17 protein-coding genes are annotated in these 15,656 nt (G+C 63.6%); 10 read left to right on the top strand and 7 right to left on the bottom strand.

The genetic code is table 11. The features are described from left to right. The first annotated feature begins 131 nt into the window (after window positions 1-131). Together LHFGNBLO_RS29305 and gmk are read left to right on the top strand one after the other, a co-directional pair. On the top strand, window positions 132-1,022 hold the full coding sequence (locus LHFGNBLO_RS29305; RefSeq protein WP_258602812.1) for a YicC/YloC family endoribonuclease: 891 nt from the start codon (window positions 132-134) through the stop codon (window positions 1,020-1,022). A 6-nt stretch (window positions 1,023-1,028) separates the two neighbouring features. Further along, the gene (gene gmk, locus LHFGNBLO_RS29300) at window positions 1,029-1,685 is read left to right on the top strand and encodes a guanylate kinase (RefSeq protein WP_258602807.1); all 657 of its coding nucleotides are present in this window, start codon (window positions 1,029-1,031) and stop codon (window positions 1,683-1,685) included. Between the two features lie 54 nt (window positions 1,686-1,739). Here gmk and LHFGNBLO_RS29295 read toward each other — a convergent pair whose 3' ends face one another. Further along, window positions 1,740-2,324: a cupin domain-containing protein gene (locus LHFGNBLO_RS29295; RefSeq protein ID WP_258602798.1), complete on the bottom strand. Its 585-nt coding sequence runs from the start codon at window positions 2,322-2,324 to the stop codon at window positions 1,740-1,742. An 82-nt stretch (window positions 2,325-2,406) separates the two neighbouring features. Here LHFGNBLO_RS29295 and LHFGNBLO_RS29290 point away from each other — a divergent pair, with 82 nt between their 5' ends. Then, window positions 2,407-3,033, top strand: a complete 627-nt coding sequence (locus tag LHFGNBLO_RS29290) for a TetR/AcrR family transcriptional regulator (protein WP_258602791.1) — start codon at window positions 2,407-2,409, stop codon at window positions 3,031-3,033. Between the two features lie 17 nt (window positions 3,034-3,050). Here LHFGNBLO_RS29290 and rsmA read toward each other — a convergent pair whose 3' ends face one another. The 6 genes from rsmA to lptF form a co-directional block, all read right to left on the bottom strand. Continuing rightward, the gene (gene rsmA, locus LHFGNBLO_RS29285) at window positions 3,051-3,905 is read right to left on the bottom strand and encodes a 16S rRNA (adenine(1518)-N(6)/adenine(1519)-N(6))-dimethyltransferase RsmA (RefSeq protein ID WP_258602790.1); all 855 of its coding nucleotides are present in this window, start codon (window positions 3,903-3,905) and stop codon (window positions 3,051-3,053) included. Between the two features lie 25 nt (window positions 3,906-3,930). Then, window positions 3,931-4,959 carry a 4-hydroxythreonine-4-phosphate dehydrogenase PdxA gene (pdxA, locus tag LHFGNBLO_RS29280; protein WP_258602789.1) on the bottom strand — a complete coding sequence of 343 codons (1,029 nt, stop codon included), beginning with the start codon at window positions 4,957-4,959 and terminating at the stop codon, window positions 3,931-3,933. A 9-nt stretch (window positions 4,960-4,968) separates the two neighbouring features. Then, window positions 4,969-5,904: a peptidylprolyl isomerase gene (locus LHFGNBLO_RS29275; protein ID WP_258602788.1), complete on the bottom strand. Its 936-nt coding sequence runs from the start codon at window positions 5,902-5,904 to the stop codon at window positions 4,969-4,971. Window positions 5,905-6,006: 102 nt separating this feature from the next. Then, a complete protein-coding gene (locus LHFGNBLO_RS29270) occupies window positions 6,007-8,424 on the bottom strand; it encodes an LPS-assembly protein LptD (RefSeq protein WP_258602786.1) in 2,418 nt (805 codons plus the stop codon). Beyond that, window positions 8,424-9,509, bottom strand: a complete 1,086-nt coding sequence (gene lptG / locus LHFGNBLO_RS29265) for an LPS export ABC transporter permease LptG (RefSeq protein ID WP_258609950.1) — start codon at window positions 9,507-9,509, stop codon at window positions 8,424-8,426. The genes LHFGNBLO_RS29270 and lptG overlap by 1 nt, the downstream gene beginning before the upstream one ends. 13 nt (window positions 9,510-9,522) lie before the next feature. Next, window positions 9,523-10,725 carry an LPS export ABC transporter permease LptF gene (lptF, locus tag LHFGNBLO_RS29260; RefSeq protein WP_258602785.1) on the bottom strand — a complete coding sequence of 401 codons (1,203 nt, stop codon included), beginning with the start codon at window positions 10,723-10,725 and terminating at the stop codon, window positions 9,523-9,525. Between the two features lie 369 nt (window positions 10,726-11,094). On the opposite strand from lptF, the gene LHFGNBLO_RS29255 reads away from it, so the two are divergent. The 7 genes from LHFGNBLO_RS29255 to LHFGNBLO_RS29225 all read left to right on the top strand — a co-directional run bounded on the left by LHFGNBLO_RS29255 (window position 11,095) and on the right by LHFGNBLO_RS29225 (window position 15,656). Further along, entirely contained in the window at window positions 11,095-12,603 is a 1,509-nt protein-coding gene (locus tag LHFGNBLO_RS29255) for a leucyl aminopeptidase (RefSeq protein WP_258602784.1), read from the top strand. Between the two features lie 81 nt (window positions 12,604-12,684). After that, window positions 12,685-13,134: a DNA polymerase III subunit chi gene (locus LHFGNBLO_RS29250; RefSeq protein ID WP_258602782.1), complete on the top strand. Its 450-nt coding sequence runs from the start codon at window positions 12,685-12,687 to the stop codon at window positions 13,132-13,134. Between the two features lie 85 nt (window positions 13,135-13,219). Continuing rightward, window positions 13,220-13,552: an ArsR/SmtB family transcription factor gene (locus tag LHFGNBLO_RS29245; protein ID WP_258602780.1), complete on the top strand. Its 333-nt coding sequence runs from the start codon at window positions 13,220-13,222 to the stop codon at window positions 13,550-13,552. Window positions 13,553-13,642: 90 nt separating this feature from the next. Further along, window positions 13,643-14,152 (top strand): arsenate reductase ArsC, encoded by a 510-nt coding sequence (locus LHFGNBLO_RS29240; protein WP_258602778.1) that lies wholly within the window; start codon window positions 13,643-13,645, stop codon window positions 14,150-14,152. 4 nt (window positions 14,153-14,156) lie between these two features. Continuing rightward, window positions 14,157-14,846, top strand: a complete 690-nt coding sequence (locus tag LHFGNBLO_RS29235) for an aquaporin (protein WP_258602776.1) — start codon at window positions 14,157-14,159, stop codon at window positions 14,844-14,846. Continuing rightward, complete coding sequence (arsC, locus tag LHFGNBLO_RS29230; protein WP_258602774.1) at window positions 14,843-15,265, top strand: arsenate reductase (glutaredoxin); 423 nt, start codon at window positions 14,843-14,845, stop codon at window positions 15,263-15,265. The genes LHFGNBLO_RS29235 and arsC overlap by 4 nt, the downstream gene beginning before the upstream one ends. Before the next feature lie 70 nt (window positions 15,266-15,335). Beyond that, window positions 15,336-15,656 (top strand): ArsR/SmtB family transcription factor, encoded by a 321-nt coding sequence (locus LHFGNBLO_RS29225; protein WP_258602772.1) that lies wholly within the window; start codon window positions 15,336-15,338, stop codon window positions 15,654-15,656.

The following is a 15,656-nucleotide window of genomic DNA, read 5'->3' as shown; positions in this document are numbered from 1 at the left end:
CGCTCTAACACTTTGAAAGAGCGCCCAGCGCCGTATTGAGCGCGCATGGGCGCTCCGGCATATTGAAGCCGTGCATGATCCGGTCTGCAGCCGCATTCGGGATCATGCCGCCAGGGGGACGTGCGGGAACTATGAATTTGCAGAGCATGACCGGTTTCGCGCGCGCTGTGGCCGAACATGACGGCACGTCGATCGCCTGGGAGGTCAAGTCGGTCAACGGCAAGAGCGTCGAGGTCAGGCTGCGGCTGCCGCAAGGTTTTGAGCGGCTGGAGCCGGCCGTCAGGCAGACGGTGCAGAAGCGCTTTGCACGTGGCAACTTCCAGGCGACGCTGACCATCGGCCGCGCCGCCGGCACGCAAGCGCAGCCGGTGGTCAACGAAGCCTTCCTGAAAGATCTGGCGGGGCTTGCCAAGCGGCTGCAGGAGCAGTTCGGGGTCGCACCTGCGACAGCCGACGGGCTGCTTGCGTTGCGCGGCGTGCTCGACATCCCCGAAAGCAGTGAAACCGAAGAGGCGCGGGCCACGCTCGACACGGCGATACTGTCGGCACTGGAAGTGGCGCTGGGCGGGCTGGAGCAGTCGCGCCAGGGCGAGGGCGCGGCACTGCGTTCGCTCTTGTCCGGCCACATCGACGCCATCGAGGTGCTGACGCTGCAAGCAGAGGCTGATCCGTCGCGCGAGCCGGCGGCGATCCGCTCGCGGATCGCCGAGCAGGTCGCGCTGTTGATGGATGTGTCAGCCAATCTCGACGCTGGCCGCCTGCACATGGAAGCGGCGTTCCTTGCCACCAAGGCAGACATCCGCGAGGAGATCGACCGGCTGAAGACGCATGTGGTGTCGGGCCGGGCGCTGCTGGCAAATGGCGGCGCCGTCGGCCGCAAGCTCGATTTTCTGGCACAGGAATTTAACCGCGAATCGAATACGCTGTGCTCGAAGTCGAACGCTGCGGCAGTGACCGCCATCGGGCTGGAGCTCAAGGCAGTGGTCGACCAGTTTCGCGAACAGGTCCAGAATCTGGAGTAAACCCCGATGGCCGCCAAGGATGTAGGTTCCCGCATTCGCCGTCGGGGCCTGATGCTCGTGCTTTCGTCGCCGTCCGGCGCCGGCAAATCGACGATTGCGCGCAACCTGCTGGAAAGCGATTCCAGCCTGGAACTATCGGTCTCCGTCACCACGCGGCCGCGCCGCGGCAGCGAGATCGAGGGTGTCCACTATCACTTCCGCACCATGCGCGAGTTCGAGCGGCTGCGCGATTCCGACGAACTGCTCGAATGGGCCGAGGTGCACGGCAATTGCTACGCGACACCGCGCGAGCCGGCCGAACTGGCGCTGGCGCAAGGCCGCGACATGCTGTTCGACATCGACTGGCAGGGCGCGCAGCAGCTCAAGGAGAAGATGCGCGCCGACATCGTCTCGATCTTCATCCTGCCGCCATCGATGAAGGAACTGAAGGCACGGCTGAAGCGCCGCGCCGAGGACCAGGAATCTGTGATCGAGACACGGCTGAAAAACGCCCGCAACGAGATCGAGCACTGGAAGGAATACGACTTCGTCATCATCAACGACGATCTCGACCGCGCCTTCGCCGAGGTGCGCGGCATCGTCACCGCCGAGCGGCTGAGGCGCGACCGCCGGCCCGGCTTGTTCGATTTCGTCTCAGGGCTGCTCGACGAGAAGACGGGTTGAACTATCCGACCAGGGATTGCAGGCCGCGACAAGCCGCCTTTGGCGTCGATACGTCTAGTTAGGACGGGCGGAGGTCAGGCCAAAACGTGTGCAGAGGCCAGGGACGCTGTCGAAGTCCAGGTCCAGTTGGTATTTCCGCAGCAGCTCGGCGGATTTCGTCCTGTCCGGCCAGATCGGAGCCAATTCGCGGAAATAATCCTCGAAACCTGCCGGCGAATACACCTCGATGATTTCGCATGGCACATCGCCCGCGTTCCAATATGTGTGCCACTGACCGCGCGGTTTGAACACCCATGTGCCCGGTTCGGCGATGACGACATCGTCGCCGAGCAACGCACCGAGTGTGCCGGTCAGCAGGAAGGAATACTCATCCTCGCGATGGTGCCGGTGCAACGGCGCCGCCAGCGCGCGCGGCGCCAACGGATGCTGGATGACGGAGAAGCGCCGGTCCGTATGGACGCCGTCGATCTTCCAGTTGATGCCGAAACCGCCCAGGTTGAAGCGAGCACCGGCCCCGGGTGGAATGACCACCGGAGCCGAATACGGGGCTGGCGTCGAAGGCGGGAGGATGGTGGGGACAGTTTTCACCTGGCCAAGCTTGGTGGTTCCAACGTTCGAACTGGACAATGCGTGTACCATTTCATCCTCCCAGAAATGAGTGTACATGGCCGTTCATCCATTTATAGGTGATGTGCAGACTCCTGTCAATATCGGTGATCACATGAGTTCATTGAAAGAGAAAAAGCGCCCCTATCGATTGCAGCGCCGCGCCGCGAAGCAGGCCGAGACCCATCTCGTCCTCGCTCGCGCGGCTTTCGACCTGCACAGTTCGATCGGTCCAGCGCGAACGACTGTCAGCGCTATCGCCGAGAAGGCGGGCGTGCAGCGGCTGACGGTCTACAGGCACTTTCCCGACCAGGATGCGATCTTCTCGGCCTGCACAGCCTACTCCTTCGCCGAGGACCCGCCTCCCAACCCGGAGACCTGGCGCTCAGTCGCCGAACCGGAGACCCGGCTGCAGACGGCGCTGTTCCAGCTCTACGGCTACTACAGCCGCAAGCGGCGGCTCCTCGCCAATCTCTATCGTGACGCCGAGGTGCCCGTTGTAGCCGCGGCACTCGTCCGCCGACGGGAAGTCCTGGGCAGGGGTGTTGCAATCCTGGCGGAGGCTTGGCCCGGAATGGATGTCAAAACCGACCGTCTCCTTGTCGCCGCGATCGGTCACGCGGTGGACTTCACGACGTGGCAGTCGCTTGTCGAGACCCAGGGGCTGTCGGAAGAGGAAGCAGTGGGGACCATGCTCAGCCTCGTCCGCAGCGTCAGGTCAGGGGGTGTCGGGCTTGCCTGACACACAGCTGGCAGGCATCAAACCGCGTTGGTCAGCCGCACGAATTCCTCGACGCTCAAGGTCTCCGCCCGCCGCGTCGGATCGATGCCGGCGCGGGTCAGCAGGGCCTCGCCGCCGAGGCTTTTCACGCTCTGCCGCAGCATCTTGCGGCGCTGGCCGAAGGCGGCCTCGGTGACGCGGCCGAGTTTCTTCACCTCGGTGGGCAGCGGCCTGTCGCGCGGCACCAGATGCACCACCGAGGAGGTGACTTTGGGCGGCGGCGTGAACGCTTGCGGCGGCACGTCGAAGGCGATCCTCGCCTCCGTCCGCCAGCCGGCCAGCACGCCGAGCCGGCCATAGGGGTCGCTGCCCGGGGGGGCGACGATGCGCTCGGCCACCTCGCGTTGGAACATCAGCGTCATCGAGGCATAGAAGGGCGGCCACTCGGCGACAGTCAGCCAGCGGATCAGCAGCTCGGTGCCGATATTGTAGGGCAGGTTGGCGACGATCTTCACCGGGCCCCTGCTTCCAGGCATATCAACGCCTGACGCCGCTTCGGCAAGGGCAGCGAAATCAGTCTTCAGCGCATCGCCGGCGATGATCTCGAGCCGGCCCGGATAGTGGTCCGATACCTCTGCCAGCGCCGCCAGGCAGCGCTCGTCGCGCTCGATGGCGACGACGCGTCGGGCGTCGGCAAGCAGCAGCGCCCTGGTCAGCCCGCCGGGGCCGGGGCCGACCTCGATCACCGTGCAGTTGGTCAGGTCGCCGGCGGTACGCGCGATCTTGCCGGTCAGGTTGAGGTCGAGCAGGAAATTCTGGCCGAGCGCCTTCTTCGCCTGCAGCCCATGGCGCTCGATCACCTCGCGCAGCGGCGGCAGCCCGTCAATGCTCATAAGGTTGGGCTCATAAGGTTGGGGCTCATGCGGCCACAGCCTTCGTCCCAGTGTCGGCAAGCCGTCGGGCGAGCCTCAGCGCCGCGATCAGGCTGTCGGCGCGCGCTATGCCCTTGCCGGCAATGTCGAAGGCAGTGCCGTGGTCGGGCGAGGTGCGGATGAAGGGCAGGCCAAGCGTGACGTTGACCGCCTCGTCGAAGGCCAGCGCTTTGGCCGGGATCAGCGCCTGGTCGTGATACATGCAGATCGCCACGTCGTAGCCGGCCCGCGCCCGCGCGTGGAACAGCGTGTCGGCCGGTAGCGGCCCGAAGGCGTCGATGCCTTGCGCCCGCAACATGTCGATTGCCGGGCGGATGATGCGCTCGTCCTCAGCGCCCATCGCGCCGCCTTCGCCGGCATGCGGATTGAGGCCGGCAATGGCCAGCCTCGGCCTTGCTATGCCGAAGCGACTTGCAAGATCGGTGGCGGTGATGCGGCCGGTCGCGACGATCAACTCTGTGGTCAGCGCCTTCGGCACTGCGGCTAGCGCAATGTGGATGGTGACCGGAACCGTGCGCAATTCGGGACCCGCCAGCAGCATCACCGGCATCACCTCGATGCCGGTGTGGAGCGACGCCAGATGCGCCAGATATTCGGTGTGGCCGGGAAAGCCGAAACCGGCATCGTAGAGCGGTTTCTTGGCGATCGGGCACGTGACGATGGCTGCGGCACGGCCGCCAAGGCAGTCGGCCACGGCGCGGTCGATGGCCTCGATGGTGCCGGCGGCGTTGACCGCGTCCGGCCGGCCGGGACTGTCCGTGAAGCGGGCGGCCAGCGGCACGACGGGCAGGGCGCGGTGAAAGACCCGCGTCGCCTCAGCGGGCGTCGTCTCCACGATTGCCACATTGGCGCCGAGCCGATGCGCCCGCGCGGCAATCAGCGCCGGATCGGCGAGAAGATAAAACGGTGGGACTGCGGCGCTGTCGCGGGCCTGCCACGCGGCAATACTGATCTCCGGCCCGACGCCGGATGGGTCGCCAACGCTCAACGCCAGCGGAAGCTCTGCCTCACGCACGGCTAGGTTTCAGCGTTGGACGATGCGGGCTTTCTTCCGCAACTCCTCGACATACTTGGCGGAGAGCTCGTCGGCATTCTTGTCGCCGCCGCCTTCGCTCTGGAACACCATCTGGGCGACCTTGTCGTCGGAGACCTCGCGCGACGAACAGATGCCGATGAACTCGACACCGCGGTCGGTCTCGCGCGTGGGGGTGGCGCCGCCGACCTTGGTGGCCTTGATCTGCTCGGCCCATTCCGGCGGCAATTGCGGCGCCAGGACTCGGCCAAGTTCGCGAACGGTAACGTCGACCAAGCCCTTGGCGAATTCGCGCGTGGTGTTGCAGCCGTTGAAACGGACGCGCATGGCGTCGGCTTCGCGCTTGCGCTTGCCAAGCGTTGCGCTGCGCTCTGCCGCCGGCACCACAAAGATGACCTGCTGCAGCATATATTCAGTGGCGCTCGGCTTTGCGCCACCTTTTTCGAGCATCTTGTTGACGAGGTCCTGTTCACTGACCGCCCCGCCGCCATCGCCCGAGCGGGAACGCGCGGTCAGCGCCTGGTTCCAGGCCATCTGGGCGCGGATGAATTCCTTGAAATGCTCCTTGCCGACGCCGGACTTCGCCATGACGCCGTCGAGCTGCTTGAGCTGCATCTTGTTGTTCGTGGCAAAGCGCTGATAAGCGACGTTGACCTGGGCGTCGCTGATGCGGATGCCGAGGCGCTTGGCCTCGGCCACGCGCAGCGTCTGGTCGACCATTTCCTGCGCGGCGTCGCCCTTCTTGCGCTGCAGGCGCAGGAAGGCGGCGCGATGCGCGATGTCGCCGGAGGTGATCGGTACGTTGTTGACGACGTACTTGATCTCGCTGGCGAATGCCGGCGCCGTCACGATTGTGATCGAGACCGAAGTCGCCGCCACCAGCAGCGCCAACCCTGCCGAAAAGAGGTATTTCCTCATCGAAAGCATCCCAATTGTATCGCGGTTCCGGCCCAGTTCCATGCCGGCTTCAGGTTCCCGAACTCCGTGCCCGCTTTATGCGGCAAAACGATGTCGTCAACCGGCCGTCTGCTACTGGATGGTGTCGATGGCGCTTTGTGACGAGCCGAAATCGCCGAGCGTGCGGAACGACAGGTTGAAGCCGATATTCTGCGACACTTCCTTGGTGGTCAGGTCGCGGGATTCCGAGAACGTCATCAAATAGGTGAAGCATGAATCATTGTAGGCAAAGCCAACCCCGTCCTTGACCAGGACGCTTTGCTGCAAATCATAGGTGCCGGTGCCGAAGACACGCCAGTTTTCGGCAAGGTGCGTCGAGGCGCCGAGCGTGACCTCGTGGCGGTCGGTGTCGAAGCCATAGAGCGGCTGCGCCTGGATGAAGGCATATTTGGCGCTGAGCGACACCGGCAGGCCGGAATAGGCAGCCTTCACTTCGGCGCGGCGGATCTCGAAGCTCTGCTCGTCGAAACGGCCGCTGAGCGAGCCGGAGAAGCCGCTGGGGCTGTTGAAGCCGACGAGGCCGACATAGTCGGAGGTCGAGGTTTCCAGGCCCGAATAGGCACCGACATTGACCAGGTCCGGTGCGGCGAAGGAGTTCTGGCCGCCAAGCTGATAGGATTGGCCAAACAGCGCGTTGGTGCTCCAGCCATTGTCGTAGGCGCCGGAATAGCGGAACCCGACATTGGCGCGGCTACCGCCTTCCATGCGGTCGTAGCCGGAGAACTTGTCGCGCTCGAACAGCGACGTGGCGTCGAAGACGAAGCTCTGCGCGTCCTCATTGGGAACGGCGAGGCCGCCGACATACTGCTCGTTCGGACGCACGAACACCTGCGCCGTTGGCTCGATGATGTGGCTGGAGCCGGGCATCGAGAACAGCACAGGCCAGCGCATTTCGAGCCCGGCGGTCGCCATGTAGCGCGCCAGCGAGGTGTGCATGTCTTCGTCGACGCCGAGATTCGTTGCCATCTGTTCGATGGCGGCGAGCGAGGCCGAGTTTGCATTGACATAGCCGGCGTCGCCGCGCAGCGCCAGCAGCGGCGTCAGCTGCAGTCCGCCACTGGTGGTGAAGGTGCGCTTCCATTCGGCTTCTGCGGTGAGGCGGCTGGATTGGCCCTCGATGCCGCGCACATTGTTGATGGACGTGGCGTCGGCCGAATCCGCCAGGCCCGTGTCGATCCTGTCGCGGCTGATGACCCGTGCGTTGACGTTGAACGACAACTGCCCGCCGGCCACCGCCATGTCGGGAATATAGGCGTAGTCGAGCGAGGGAAGCACCCAGGGCTGCTGGGAGGCGCGCGCCGTTGAATCGCTGGAGAGCGTATTTTCTTGCACCGTGAAACGCATGGCGCGCACGTCGAAATAATTGCGGCCGTCGAGGCCGGTCAGGTAGATCGTGGACTGATGCACGGCGTCGTTGAAGCCGTCGATGGTGTAGGTGCGCGAGAAGTTCTTGTCGGTCTGCAGCAGGATGTCCCAGCCGAAGTCCCAACGCGGATTGATGGCGAACTGGCCCTTGGTGCCCATCATGCCGCGGAACTTGTTCGGATCGCCCGCAGCACCGGAATTGACGTTGTACCCGCTCTCATCGACGAAGGCGTCGGGGGCCTCTTGCCGGATCCCTGCGATCTTCAAATTGTACTGGCCGTTGTTGAAGCGCTGGCGCCACTCGGCCTCGCCGAGGAAACCCTGCTTGGTATAGCCGCTGCCGGCGACGGTAAGGTCGTAGGTCGGCGACAAGGCGAAATAATAGGGGACTTTGACGCCGAAGCCGAGATCGGTGTTGTAGGAGATGCTGGGGATCAGGAAGCCGCTCTTGCGCTTGACCGTGGGGTCGGCGATCTCGAAGGCCGGCAGATAGGCAAGCGGAAAGCCGAAGAACTCGAAATTCGCGTTCTCGAAGCGGACCGTCTTCTTCTCGCCGTTCCAGATGATCTTGCGCGCCTTGACGCGCCATGTCGGCGCCTTGTCCGGCTTGTCCTCGCACGGTTCGCAGGCCGTGTAGACGCCGTTATGGAATGTCGTCAGCACGCCGCCCATGCGTTCCGCACTTTCGGCGGCGAAATAGGCCTTTTCGGGGGTTTCGACGCGCAGCGCGTTGACGAAGCCATCGGCGAAATCGTCGGTGATGTCGATATGCTGCGAATAGATCTTGGTGCCGTCGCTGTTGACGACTTCGACGTTGCCGCTGGCGACGAGGCGCTTGGTGTTGCGGTCGTACTCGACCCGCTGGGCGACGAGGCGATTGCCGCCATAGTCGATCTGGACGCCGCCGACTGCGGTGACCGTCTGGTTGTCGTTGTTGTAGACCAGCGTGTCCGCGGCCAGCAGCATCTGGGTGCCGGACGGAACATTCGTCGCCATGTCGGTGATGTCCTGCGCCAGCGCAGGGGCCGTCGGGACAGCGCAGGCGAGCAGGCATGCCAAGGCGCTCGCCCCATAGAGGCGCGCCAAACCGGCCTGCCTATGGCTGCGCAAAACCGCCCCCCTCACTAGCCGTCTTCCTTGTATAGCAGGAATGTCACCCCGAAGAACATAGCCACGACAACCGGAACCCATGCAGCCACGGCGGTGGGCACGAATCCCGCCACGCCGAATGCCTTGACCAGCACCGAAACGACATAAAGCAGAAAGCCGGCCAGGACGCCACCCAGAATCATCGTCGCGGACTGCCCCATTCTCGCAAATCGCATTGATACTGTTGCCGCAATCAGCGTCATGGCGACGAGCAGGAACGGCAACGCCACCAGCGAATCAAACTGCATGGCGAAGGCATTTGCCTTGAGGCCGAAGGAACGGGCAACCTCGATCTTGCCTGGAAGGTCGTAGAAGGGGATGGTTTCCGGACGCGCCAGGCGCTCCTGCACGAACTCCGGCTTGAGATTGGTCTCCACCCGGTCGGAGGCCAGCGAGCGGATGTTGCCGTCCTTGAAGACCTTGACGTCCTGCAGCTCCCAATAGCCGTCGCGCAGAAAAGCCCTCGCCGCGTCCTTGCGTTCGACGATGTCGCCTTGCGGAGAGATGACGAAGAAGACCGCGTCGGACATCTCCAGGCCCTGGTTGAGGATGGCGCGGGCGCCGATGATGGTATCGCCGGAACTGGTTTTCTGCCGGATCCATGGCGTGGTGTCGGCGCCAACGGTGTTCGAGTTGCCGGAACGCAGCTGGGTTTCGATCTGTTCGGACCAGGAGAATGCGTGCGCGGCGACCGGATTGAGCACGCCGACCGACAGCGCTCCGAACAGCAGCGCCCCGATGCAGCACGGCAACAGGAACTGCCACGCCGAAACGCCGGCCGAGCGCGCGATGACCAGCTCGTACTTGCGGTTGAGCGACACCAGCGTCGCCATCGCCGAGAACAGGCCGACGAACGGCACCGTCTGCAGCATGATCATCGGCATCCTCAGCGCCGAAATGGCGAATGCGGTGCCGTAGGTGAAACCTGGCAGGCCGGTGATGCGGCCGGAAAGCTCGGTGAAATCGATCAGGAACACCAGCGCCAGCAGGCCAACGAAGAACCACGCCGTGATCGACACATAGCGAAAGAAGAAGTAGCGGCCCAGAGTCCAGCCCATCAGCGTGTCCAGCCCATCAGCCGATTCCCTGTCCGGAAGCGCCGCGCCTGGCCAAGCGCAGCTTGAGAGCTGTCCAGCCATCGCTGACGCGGCCGGCAAAGTTGGTCATCCAGTCGGCCCAGGCGACCGGCAGCTCCATGGTCCGGTTGGAGACGATGAACCAGGTGGCGACCACAGAGGCCACGATCGGCACGCCGTAGACCATATAGGCATATTGCGGGATCTTGTCGGCCTTCCCCGCGGCGAAGAAACCAAGCCAGCGTACGAACAGCGCAATGACGATGGCGGTGATCAGCGGGTGGATGCGCGCCTCGCGGTGCGAGCGGGCGTCGCCGGCCACCGCCAGCGCGATCAGCGCGAACACCAGCGAATAGGACCATTCGGAAAAGCGCTGATCGAGCTCGGCCTTGTAGCTGCCGGGCTTGCGCTGGAACATCTTGTCATTGGCGTCCGGATTGAGCAGGTACTGGGTCGTTCGGTCCTTCGGCAAAAGCAGGACGCCCGACGAGGCCGACATGAAAGCGGAGAGGTCGAAGGCGTAGGAGGTGAAGCGGATGACCGAGAGGTCGCCGGTCAGCGACTTGCGGTGGATGACGCCGTCTTTCATCATCAGCACCTTCTCGTCGCCACGTTCGACGACGCTGCCGGTCTTGGCGTAATAGATGAGGTTTGCGCCTTCCTCGCGCGAATCGGCGACGAAGATGCCGCCGAGCCGGTTGTCGGGAAGCCGTTCGCCGACCTGCAGGAACAGGCCTTCGTCGATCTTGCGGAAAGTCCCTTCCTGGATGATCAGCGACAACAGATCGGCGCGCGACGACGCCACCAACTGGCGGTTCTTCTGCCGCGCATAGGGGTCGATGCCATTGTCGACGGCGAAGGAAAAGACGGCCGCCCCCAGCGCCAGCAGCAGGATCGGCCTGACCACTGCCCAGCGCGAAGCGCCGGCGGCATTGATCACCGCCAGTTCCGAATCGCTATTCATGACGCTGAGCGTCTGGGCCACCGCCACCACCAGCGCGAACGGCACCACGATCGGGACGATCGACGGGATGATCAGCGCCGCGACCTCGAAGAAGGTCAGCGCCGACTGGCCGCTGTCGGTGACGAGATCGATGCGGGCGAGCACCTGCGTCGTCCACACGATAGCCAGCGTCCAGATCAGCGCAGCCAGGAACACCGCCAAAGCGCGACGCATGATGTAGCGTTCAACGACCTTCATTTAAGGCTTTTCTCGATTTTGCCGAACGGCATCATGCCTGCGCACAAACTATCCGTCCGGCGAGGCCCGCACAACTGGCTCCATCGGGCGGTTCTACCAAGCGCTTTCATCCGGCGGTCGATCCGGTTCCCGTCCCACATCGCCCGTCCCGCGGGCCGGAGTGTCGGCGGCAATGAATAAGAAAGGGAGAACATGGATGGTTAACAACAGGTTGCGGCAAAAAGCGGGGCCGGGCCGCGACGAATCGCCATCGATTCCGTGTGGCATATGGGATGCGATTTCGGCAAAGTCTTGCCAAATGCAGGAAAACGACCAAATGTCGCGCACACTTCCCCGCAAAGCTTGGCCATTCCCCGAAAGCAGGACCTGATGAATTCGAGACCCTCCATCGCCTTCGCCAAATTCGCCGCACCCAAAAAGGGCAGCGTCTTCGTTCTGGCGGCCGACGATGGCGGTCTCGGCGAACCGGCAAAGGCCTGCGATCCGGCCAAGACGCTCGACCGGGCGTTCCCGGTAGCCGACTTCACCGGCAAGTTCGCCAGCCTGGTCGAAGTGCTGGCGCCGGAAGGGACACCGCTCGACCGGCTGCTGGCGATCGGCGCCGGCAAGGTCTCCGGCCTCGATGACTATGCCTGGCTGAAGCTTGGCGGCACCATTGCCGCGTCGCTGCGCAAGGCGACCGAAGTGGCGGTCGTGCTCGATGTGCCGGGCGCTGCCATTGGCGGCAAGCAAGCGGCGAGCGTCGCCGCGGGCATCCTTTTGCGCAGCTACGCCTTCGACAAGTACAAGACGAAGAAGGACAGGGACGACGGCCAGAATGGCAAGGCGGCCGAGCCGAAGAAGCCGGTCAAGGTGACCATCCACACCGCCGATCCGGCGGCGGCGAAGAAAGCCTTTGCCGATGAGGTGGCGATCATCGACGGCGTGCTGCTGGCGCGCGACCTGGTCAACGAACCGGCCAACGCACTGGGACCGGTGGAATTCGCCGCGCGCGCCAAGGAGTTGGAGGCGCTCGGCGTCAAGGTCGAGATCCTCACCGAGAAGGAAATGAAGAAGCTCGGCATGGGCTCGCTGCTCGGTGTCGCGCAAGGCTCGCCGCGCGGCGCCCGCATGGCCGTCATGCAGTGGAACGGTGGCAAGGCCAAGGACAGCCCGGTCGCCTTCGTCGGCAAGGGCGTCACCTTCGATACTGGCGGCAATTCGATGAAGCCGGCTTCCGGCATGGAGGACATGAAGGGCGACATGGGCGGTGCCGCCGCCGTCACCGGGCTGATCCACGCGCTTGCCGCGCGCAAGGCCAAGGCCAATGTCGTTGGCGTCATCGGGCTGGTGGAAAACGCTGTCGACGGCAATGCGCAGCGCCCTGGCGACATCGTCACCTCGATGTCGGGCCAGACCATCGAGGTGCTCAACACCGACGCCGAGGGCCGCCTCGTTCTGGCCGATGCGCTGTGGTACTGCAACGACCGCTTCCAGCCAAAATTCATGGTCAACCTTGCGACGCTGACCGGCGCCGTCATGGTCGCGCTCGGCCAGCATTATGCCGGCCTGTTTTCCAACAATGACGAATTGTCGGACCGGTTGACGGCAGCCGGGCAGGCGACGCAGGAACGGCTGTGGCGCCTGCCGCTCGGCGCCGAATACGACAAGCTGATCGATTCCAAGAATGCCGACATGAAGAACATCGGCGGCCGCTATGGCGGCGCCATCATCGCCGCGCAGTTCCTGCAGCGCTTCGTCAAGGAGACGCCGTGGGCGCATCTCGACATTGCCGGCACCGCGATGGGTTCGCCGCCGAGCGAGATCAACCAGTCATGGGGTTCCGGCTTCGGCGTCCGGCTGCTCGACCGGCTGGTGCGCGACAACTACGAGGGATGAAGCCTTAAATCTTTGTTTTTACGCAATTCCTGACGGAAAACCGTTACACACTTTTCCTGGAATTGATCCCGAGGCACAGCCATGGCCGATGTCCTGTTCTACCACCTGACCGAATCGACGCTGGAGGATGCGCTGCCCGGTCTGCTCGAGCGCAGCGTCGATCGCGGCTGGCGCGCCGTGGTGCAGACCGGCACCGAGGAGCGGCGCGACGCGCTCGACCAGCATCTGTGGACATTCAGGGACGATTCGTTCCTGGCCCATGCGACCGATCGCGAAGCCCATCTGGCCGAGCAGCCGATCCTGCTGACCACCGGCCAGGAGAATCCCAACGAGGCAAAGATCCGTTTCCTCGTCGATGGCGCGATGCCGCCGGAGCTCGGCGGCTATGAACGCGCCGTGTTCCTGTTCGACGGCCATGATGCGGCCCAGGTCGAAGCGGCGCGCACGCACTGGAAGACGATGAAGGATGCCGGCCACGCGGTGACCTACTGGCAGCAGACATCGGACCGCCGCTGGGAGCGCAAGGCTTAGGGCAGGGACGCCCAACTTCAGTTTGCCCGTCATCCAACTGTCATGTTATGGCGCTAAACATCCTTAATTCCAGATTTATGGATACATGGACAAGACGACAGCCCTTCTCGCGCTTGCAGCGCTTGGCCAGGACACCAGGCTGGAGGTTTTCCGGCTGCTGGTGCGCACCGGGCCAGGTGGGTTGCCGGCTGGCGAGATCGCCGCGCGGCTCGACATCGTCCAGAACACCATGTCGGCGCATCTGAAAATCCTCGACCGTGCCGGGTTGGTCCGTGCCGAGCGTGAGGGGCGCATCATCCGCTATGTCGCCGACATGACCGGTTTTCGCGATTTGCTAGCCTACCTCATGGAGGATTGCTGCAACGGCGCGCCCGAGCTTTGCCAGCCGGTCATCCAGGCGGTGACCTGCAAATGCTAGACCATCATCCCGAACCGCAGGTCAGCGAAGCAAAAGTGGAACCCGGTTTTCGGAAAAGATCATGGTCAAACAATAAGATAGGAGGAAGCCATGAGCGATCAGATCTACAATGTCTTGTTTCTCTGCACTGGTAACTCGGCACGGTCGATCCTCGCCGAGGCGATCCTGAACCGTGTCGGCGCCGGCAGGTTCAAGGCTTTTTCGGCCGGATCGCACCCGAAAGGAGAGGTTCATCCTTTCGCGCTCCAACTGCTGAAGACCCTCAATCACGACACGTCCTTCGCCCGGTCGAAGGACTGGCAAGAGTTTGCTGTGTCCGGCGCGCCGGAGATGAATTTCGTTTTCACGGTCTGCGACAACGCGGCCAACGAAGCCTGCCCGATCTGGCCAGGCCAGCCGATGACGGCGCATTGGGGCGTGCCCGACCCAGCTGCCGTCGAGGGCACCGACGCGGAGAAGCACCTGGCGTTCGCCGATGCCTACCGCATGCTCAACAACCGGATCTCGATCTTCACCAGCCTGCCGATGAACACGCTCGACAACCTCGCCTTGCAGAAGCGGCTGGACGAAATCGGCCGCAATCTTCCCAAGGCCGGCTAGCAGCATGATTGTTGACTTGTCCCGCCGCCTCGTCGCCGAAGCGCTTGGCACCGCGATCCTGGTCGCTACGGTTGTCGGATCGGGCATCATGGCCGACCGGCTGACCGACGATGTGGCGCTGGCCCTGCTCGGCAATACAATTCCGACAGGGGCGATCCTGGTGGTGCTGATCACCATCCTCGGCCCGATCTCCGGCGCGCACTTCAATCCGGCGGTGACGCTGGTGTTTGCTCTGCGGCGGGAAATCGAGACAAGGACAGCACTTGCCTATGTCGCCGCTCAAATCGCCGGTGGCATCGCAGGCACTTTCCTGGCGCACGCCATGTTCGACCTGCCGATTCTGCAGATATCCCAAACCGTGCGAACCGGAAACGGGCAATGGATCGCCGAGCTGGTGGCCGCCTTCGGTCTGGTGTTCACCATCCTGGCCGGCCTGCGTTTTCGCAGTGACGCCATCCCCTGGCTGGTCGGGCTCTACATCACATCAGCTTACTGGTTCACCGCCTCGACCTCGTTTGCCAATCCTGCGGTCGCCATCGCGCGCGCCTTCTCCAACACCTTCGCCGGGATCCGGCCGCTCGATGTTCCGGCCTTCATCGTCGCCGAACTCATCGGAGCACTGCTGGCCATGGCGCTGGCCGGCTGGCTGCTTTCCGAACCCAAACCCGTGCCAGAAATGAAAGCTGCGCAATGACCATCACCATCTATCACAACCCGGCTTGCGGCACCTCGCGCAACACGCTGGCCATCATCCGCCAGTCCGGCGAAGAGCCGGAGGTGATCGAGTATTTGAAGAACCCGCCGTCGCGCGAAAAGCTCATCGAACTGATCGCGGCAATGGCAATGACGCCGCGCGACTTGCTGCGCGAGAAGGGCACGCCTTACGCCGAGCTCAACCTTGGCGATCCCAAATGGAGTGACGACGAGATCCTCGATTTCATGCTGGCGCATCCGATCCTGATCAATCGGCCGATCGTGGTGACGCCACTCGGCGTCGTTCTGGCGCGGCCCTCGGAAGCGGTTCTCGACATCCTTCCAAATCCCGATATCGGCCCCTTCACCAAGGAAGACGGCGAGGTCGTCATCGATGTCGAGGGCAATCGGGTCGTCTGAGTCGGAGTCTTATTTCGATATTTATCGAAATAGGACTTGACGGCGCCGATCGGCGGCGTATTCTATTTCCATGAAACTCGAACAAGCAGCCAAACAGCTCGAAGCGCTCGGCAACCCGACGCGGCTTAACCTCTATCGCATCCTGGTCAGGGCAGGCGAGGCAGGCAGGCCGGTCGGCACTCTGCAGGAAAGTCTCGGCATTGCCGCCTCCACGCTGTCGCATCATCTGCATCGGCTCATCCTGACCGGGCTGGTCAGCCAGGAGCGGCAGGCGACGACGCTGATCTGCCGTGCCAACTACCCCATCATGCAGGATCTGATCGGCTTCCTTGCCGACGAATGCTGTGCCGACGCCGCCTGCAATCCCGCCACCGGAGAAGCGGCGGCATAA

The organism is Mesorhizobium sp. AR10, from assembly GCF_024746795.1.
Classification (GTDB): domain Bacteria; phylum Pseudomonadota; class Alphaproteobacteria; order Rhizobiales; family Rhizobiaceae; genus Mesorhizobium.
Note: the sequence above shows the minus strand (reverse complement) of the source record. Positions and strands in the feature narration are given on the sequence as shown.

What these genes read in the sequence shown, in the direction of transcription:
- LHFGNBLO_RS29305 (WP_258602812.1), top strand. Translation starts at nt 132, where the DNA reads ATGAATTTGCAGAGCATGACCGGTTTCGCGCGCGCTGTGGCCGAACAT.
- gmk (WP_258602807.1), top strand. Translation starts at nt 1,029, where the DNA reads ATGGCCGCCAAGGATGTAGGTTCCCGCATTCGCCGTCGGGGCCTGATG.
- LHFGNBLO_RS29295 (WP_258602798.1), bottom strand. Translation starts at nt 2,324, where the DNA reads ATGGTACACGCATTGTCCAGTTCGAACGTTGGAACCACCAAGCTTGGC.
- LHFGNBLO_RS29290 (WP_258602791.1), top strand. Translation starts at nt 2,407, where the DNA reads ATGAGTTCATTGAAAGAGAAAAAGCGCCCCTATCGATTGCAGCGCCGC.
- rsmA (WP_258602790.1), bottom strand. Translation starts at nt 3,905, where the DNA reads ATGAGCATTGACGGGCTGCCGCCGCTGCGCGAGGTGATCGAGCGCCAT.
- LHFGNBLO_RS29275 (WP_258602788.1), bottom strand. Translation starts at nt 5,904, where the DNA reads ATGCTTTCGATGAGGAAATACCTCTTTTCGGCAGGGTTGGCGCTGCTG.
- lptF (WP_258602785.1), bottom strand. Translation starts at nt 10,725, where the DNA reads ATGAAGGTCGTTGAACGCTACATCATGCGTCGCGCTTTGGCGGTGTTC.
- LHFGNBLO_RS29255 (WP_258602784.1), top strand. Translation starts at nt 11,095, where the DNA reads ATGAATTCGAGACCCTCCATCGCCTTCGCCAAATTCGCCGCACCCAAA.
- LHFGNBLO_RS29250 (WP_258602782.1), top strand. Translation starts at nt 12,685, where the DNA reads ATGGCCGATGTCCTGTTCTACCACCTGACCGAATCGACGCTGGAGGAT.
- LHFGNBLO_RS29245 (WP_258602780.1), top strand. Translation starts at nt 13,220, where the DNA reads ATGGACAAGACGACAGCCCTTCTCGCGCTTGCAGCGCTTGGCCAGGAC.
- LHFGNBLO_RS29240 (WP_258602778.1), top strand. Translation starts at nt 13,643, where the DNA reads ATGAGCGATCAGATCTACAATGTCTTGTTTCTCTGCACTGGTAACTCG.
- LHFGNBLO_RS29235 (WP_258602776.1), top strand. Translation starts at nt 14,157, where the DNA reads ATGATTGTTGACTTGTCCCGCCGCCTCGTCGCCGAAGCGCTTGGCACC.
- arsC (WP_258602774.1), top strand. Translation starts at nt 14,843, where the DNA reads ATGACCATCACCATCTATCACAACCCGGCTTGCGGCACCTCGCGCAAC.
- LHFGNBLO_RS29225 (WP_258602772.1), top strand. Translation starts at nt 15,336, where the DNA reads ATGAAACTCGAACAAGCAGCCAAACAGCTCGAAGCGCTCGGCAACCCG.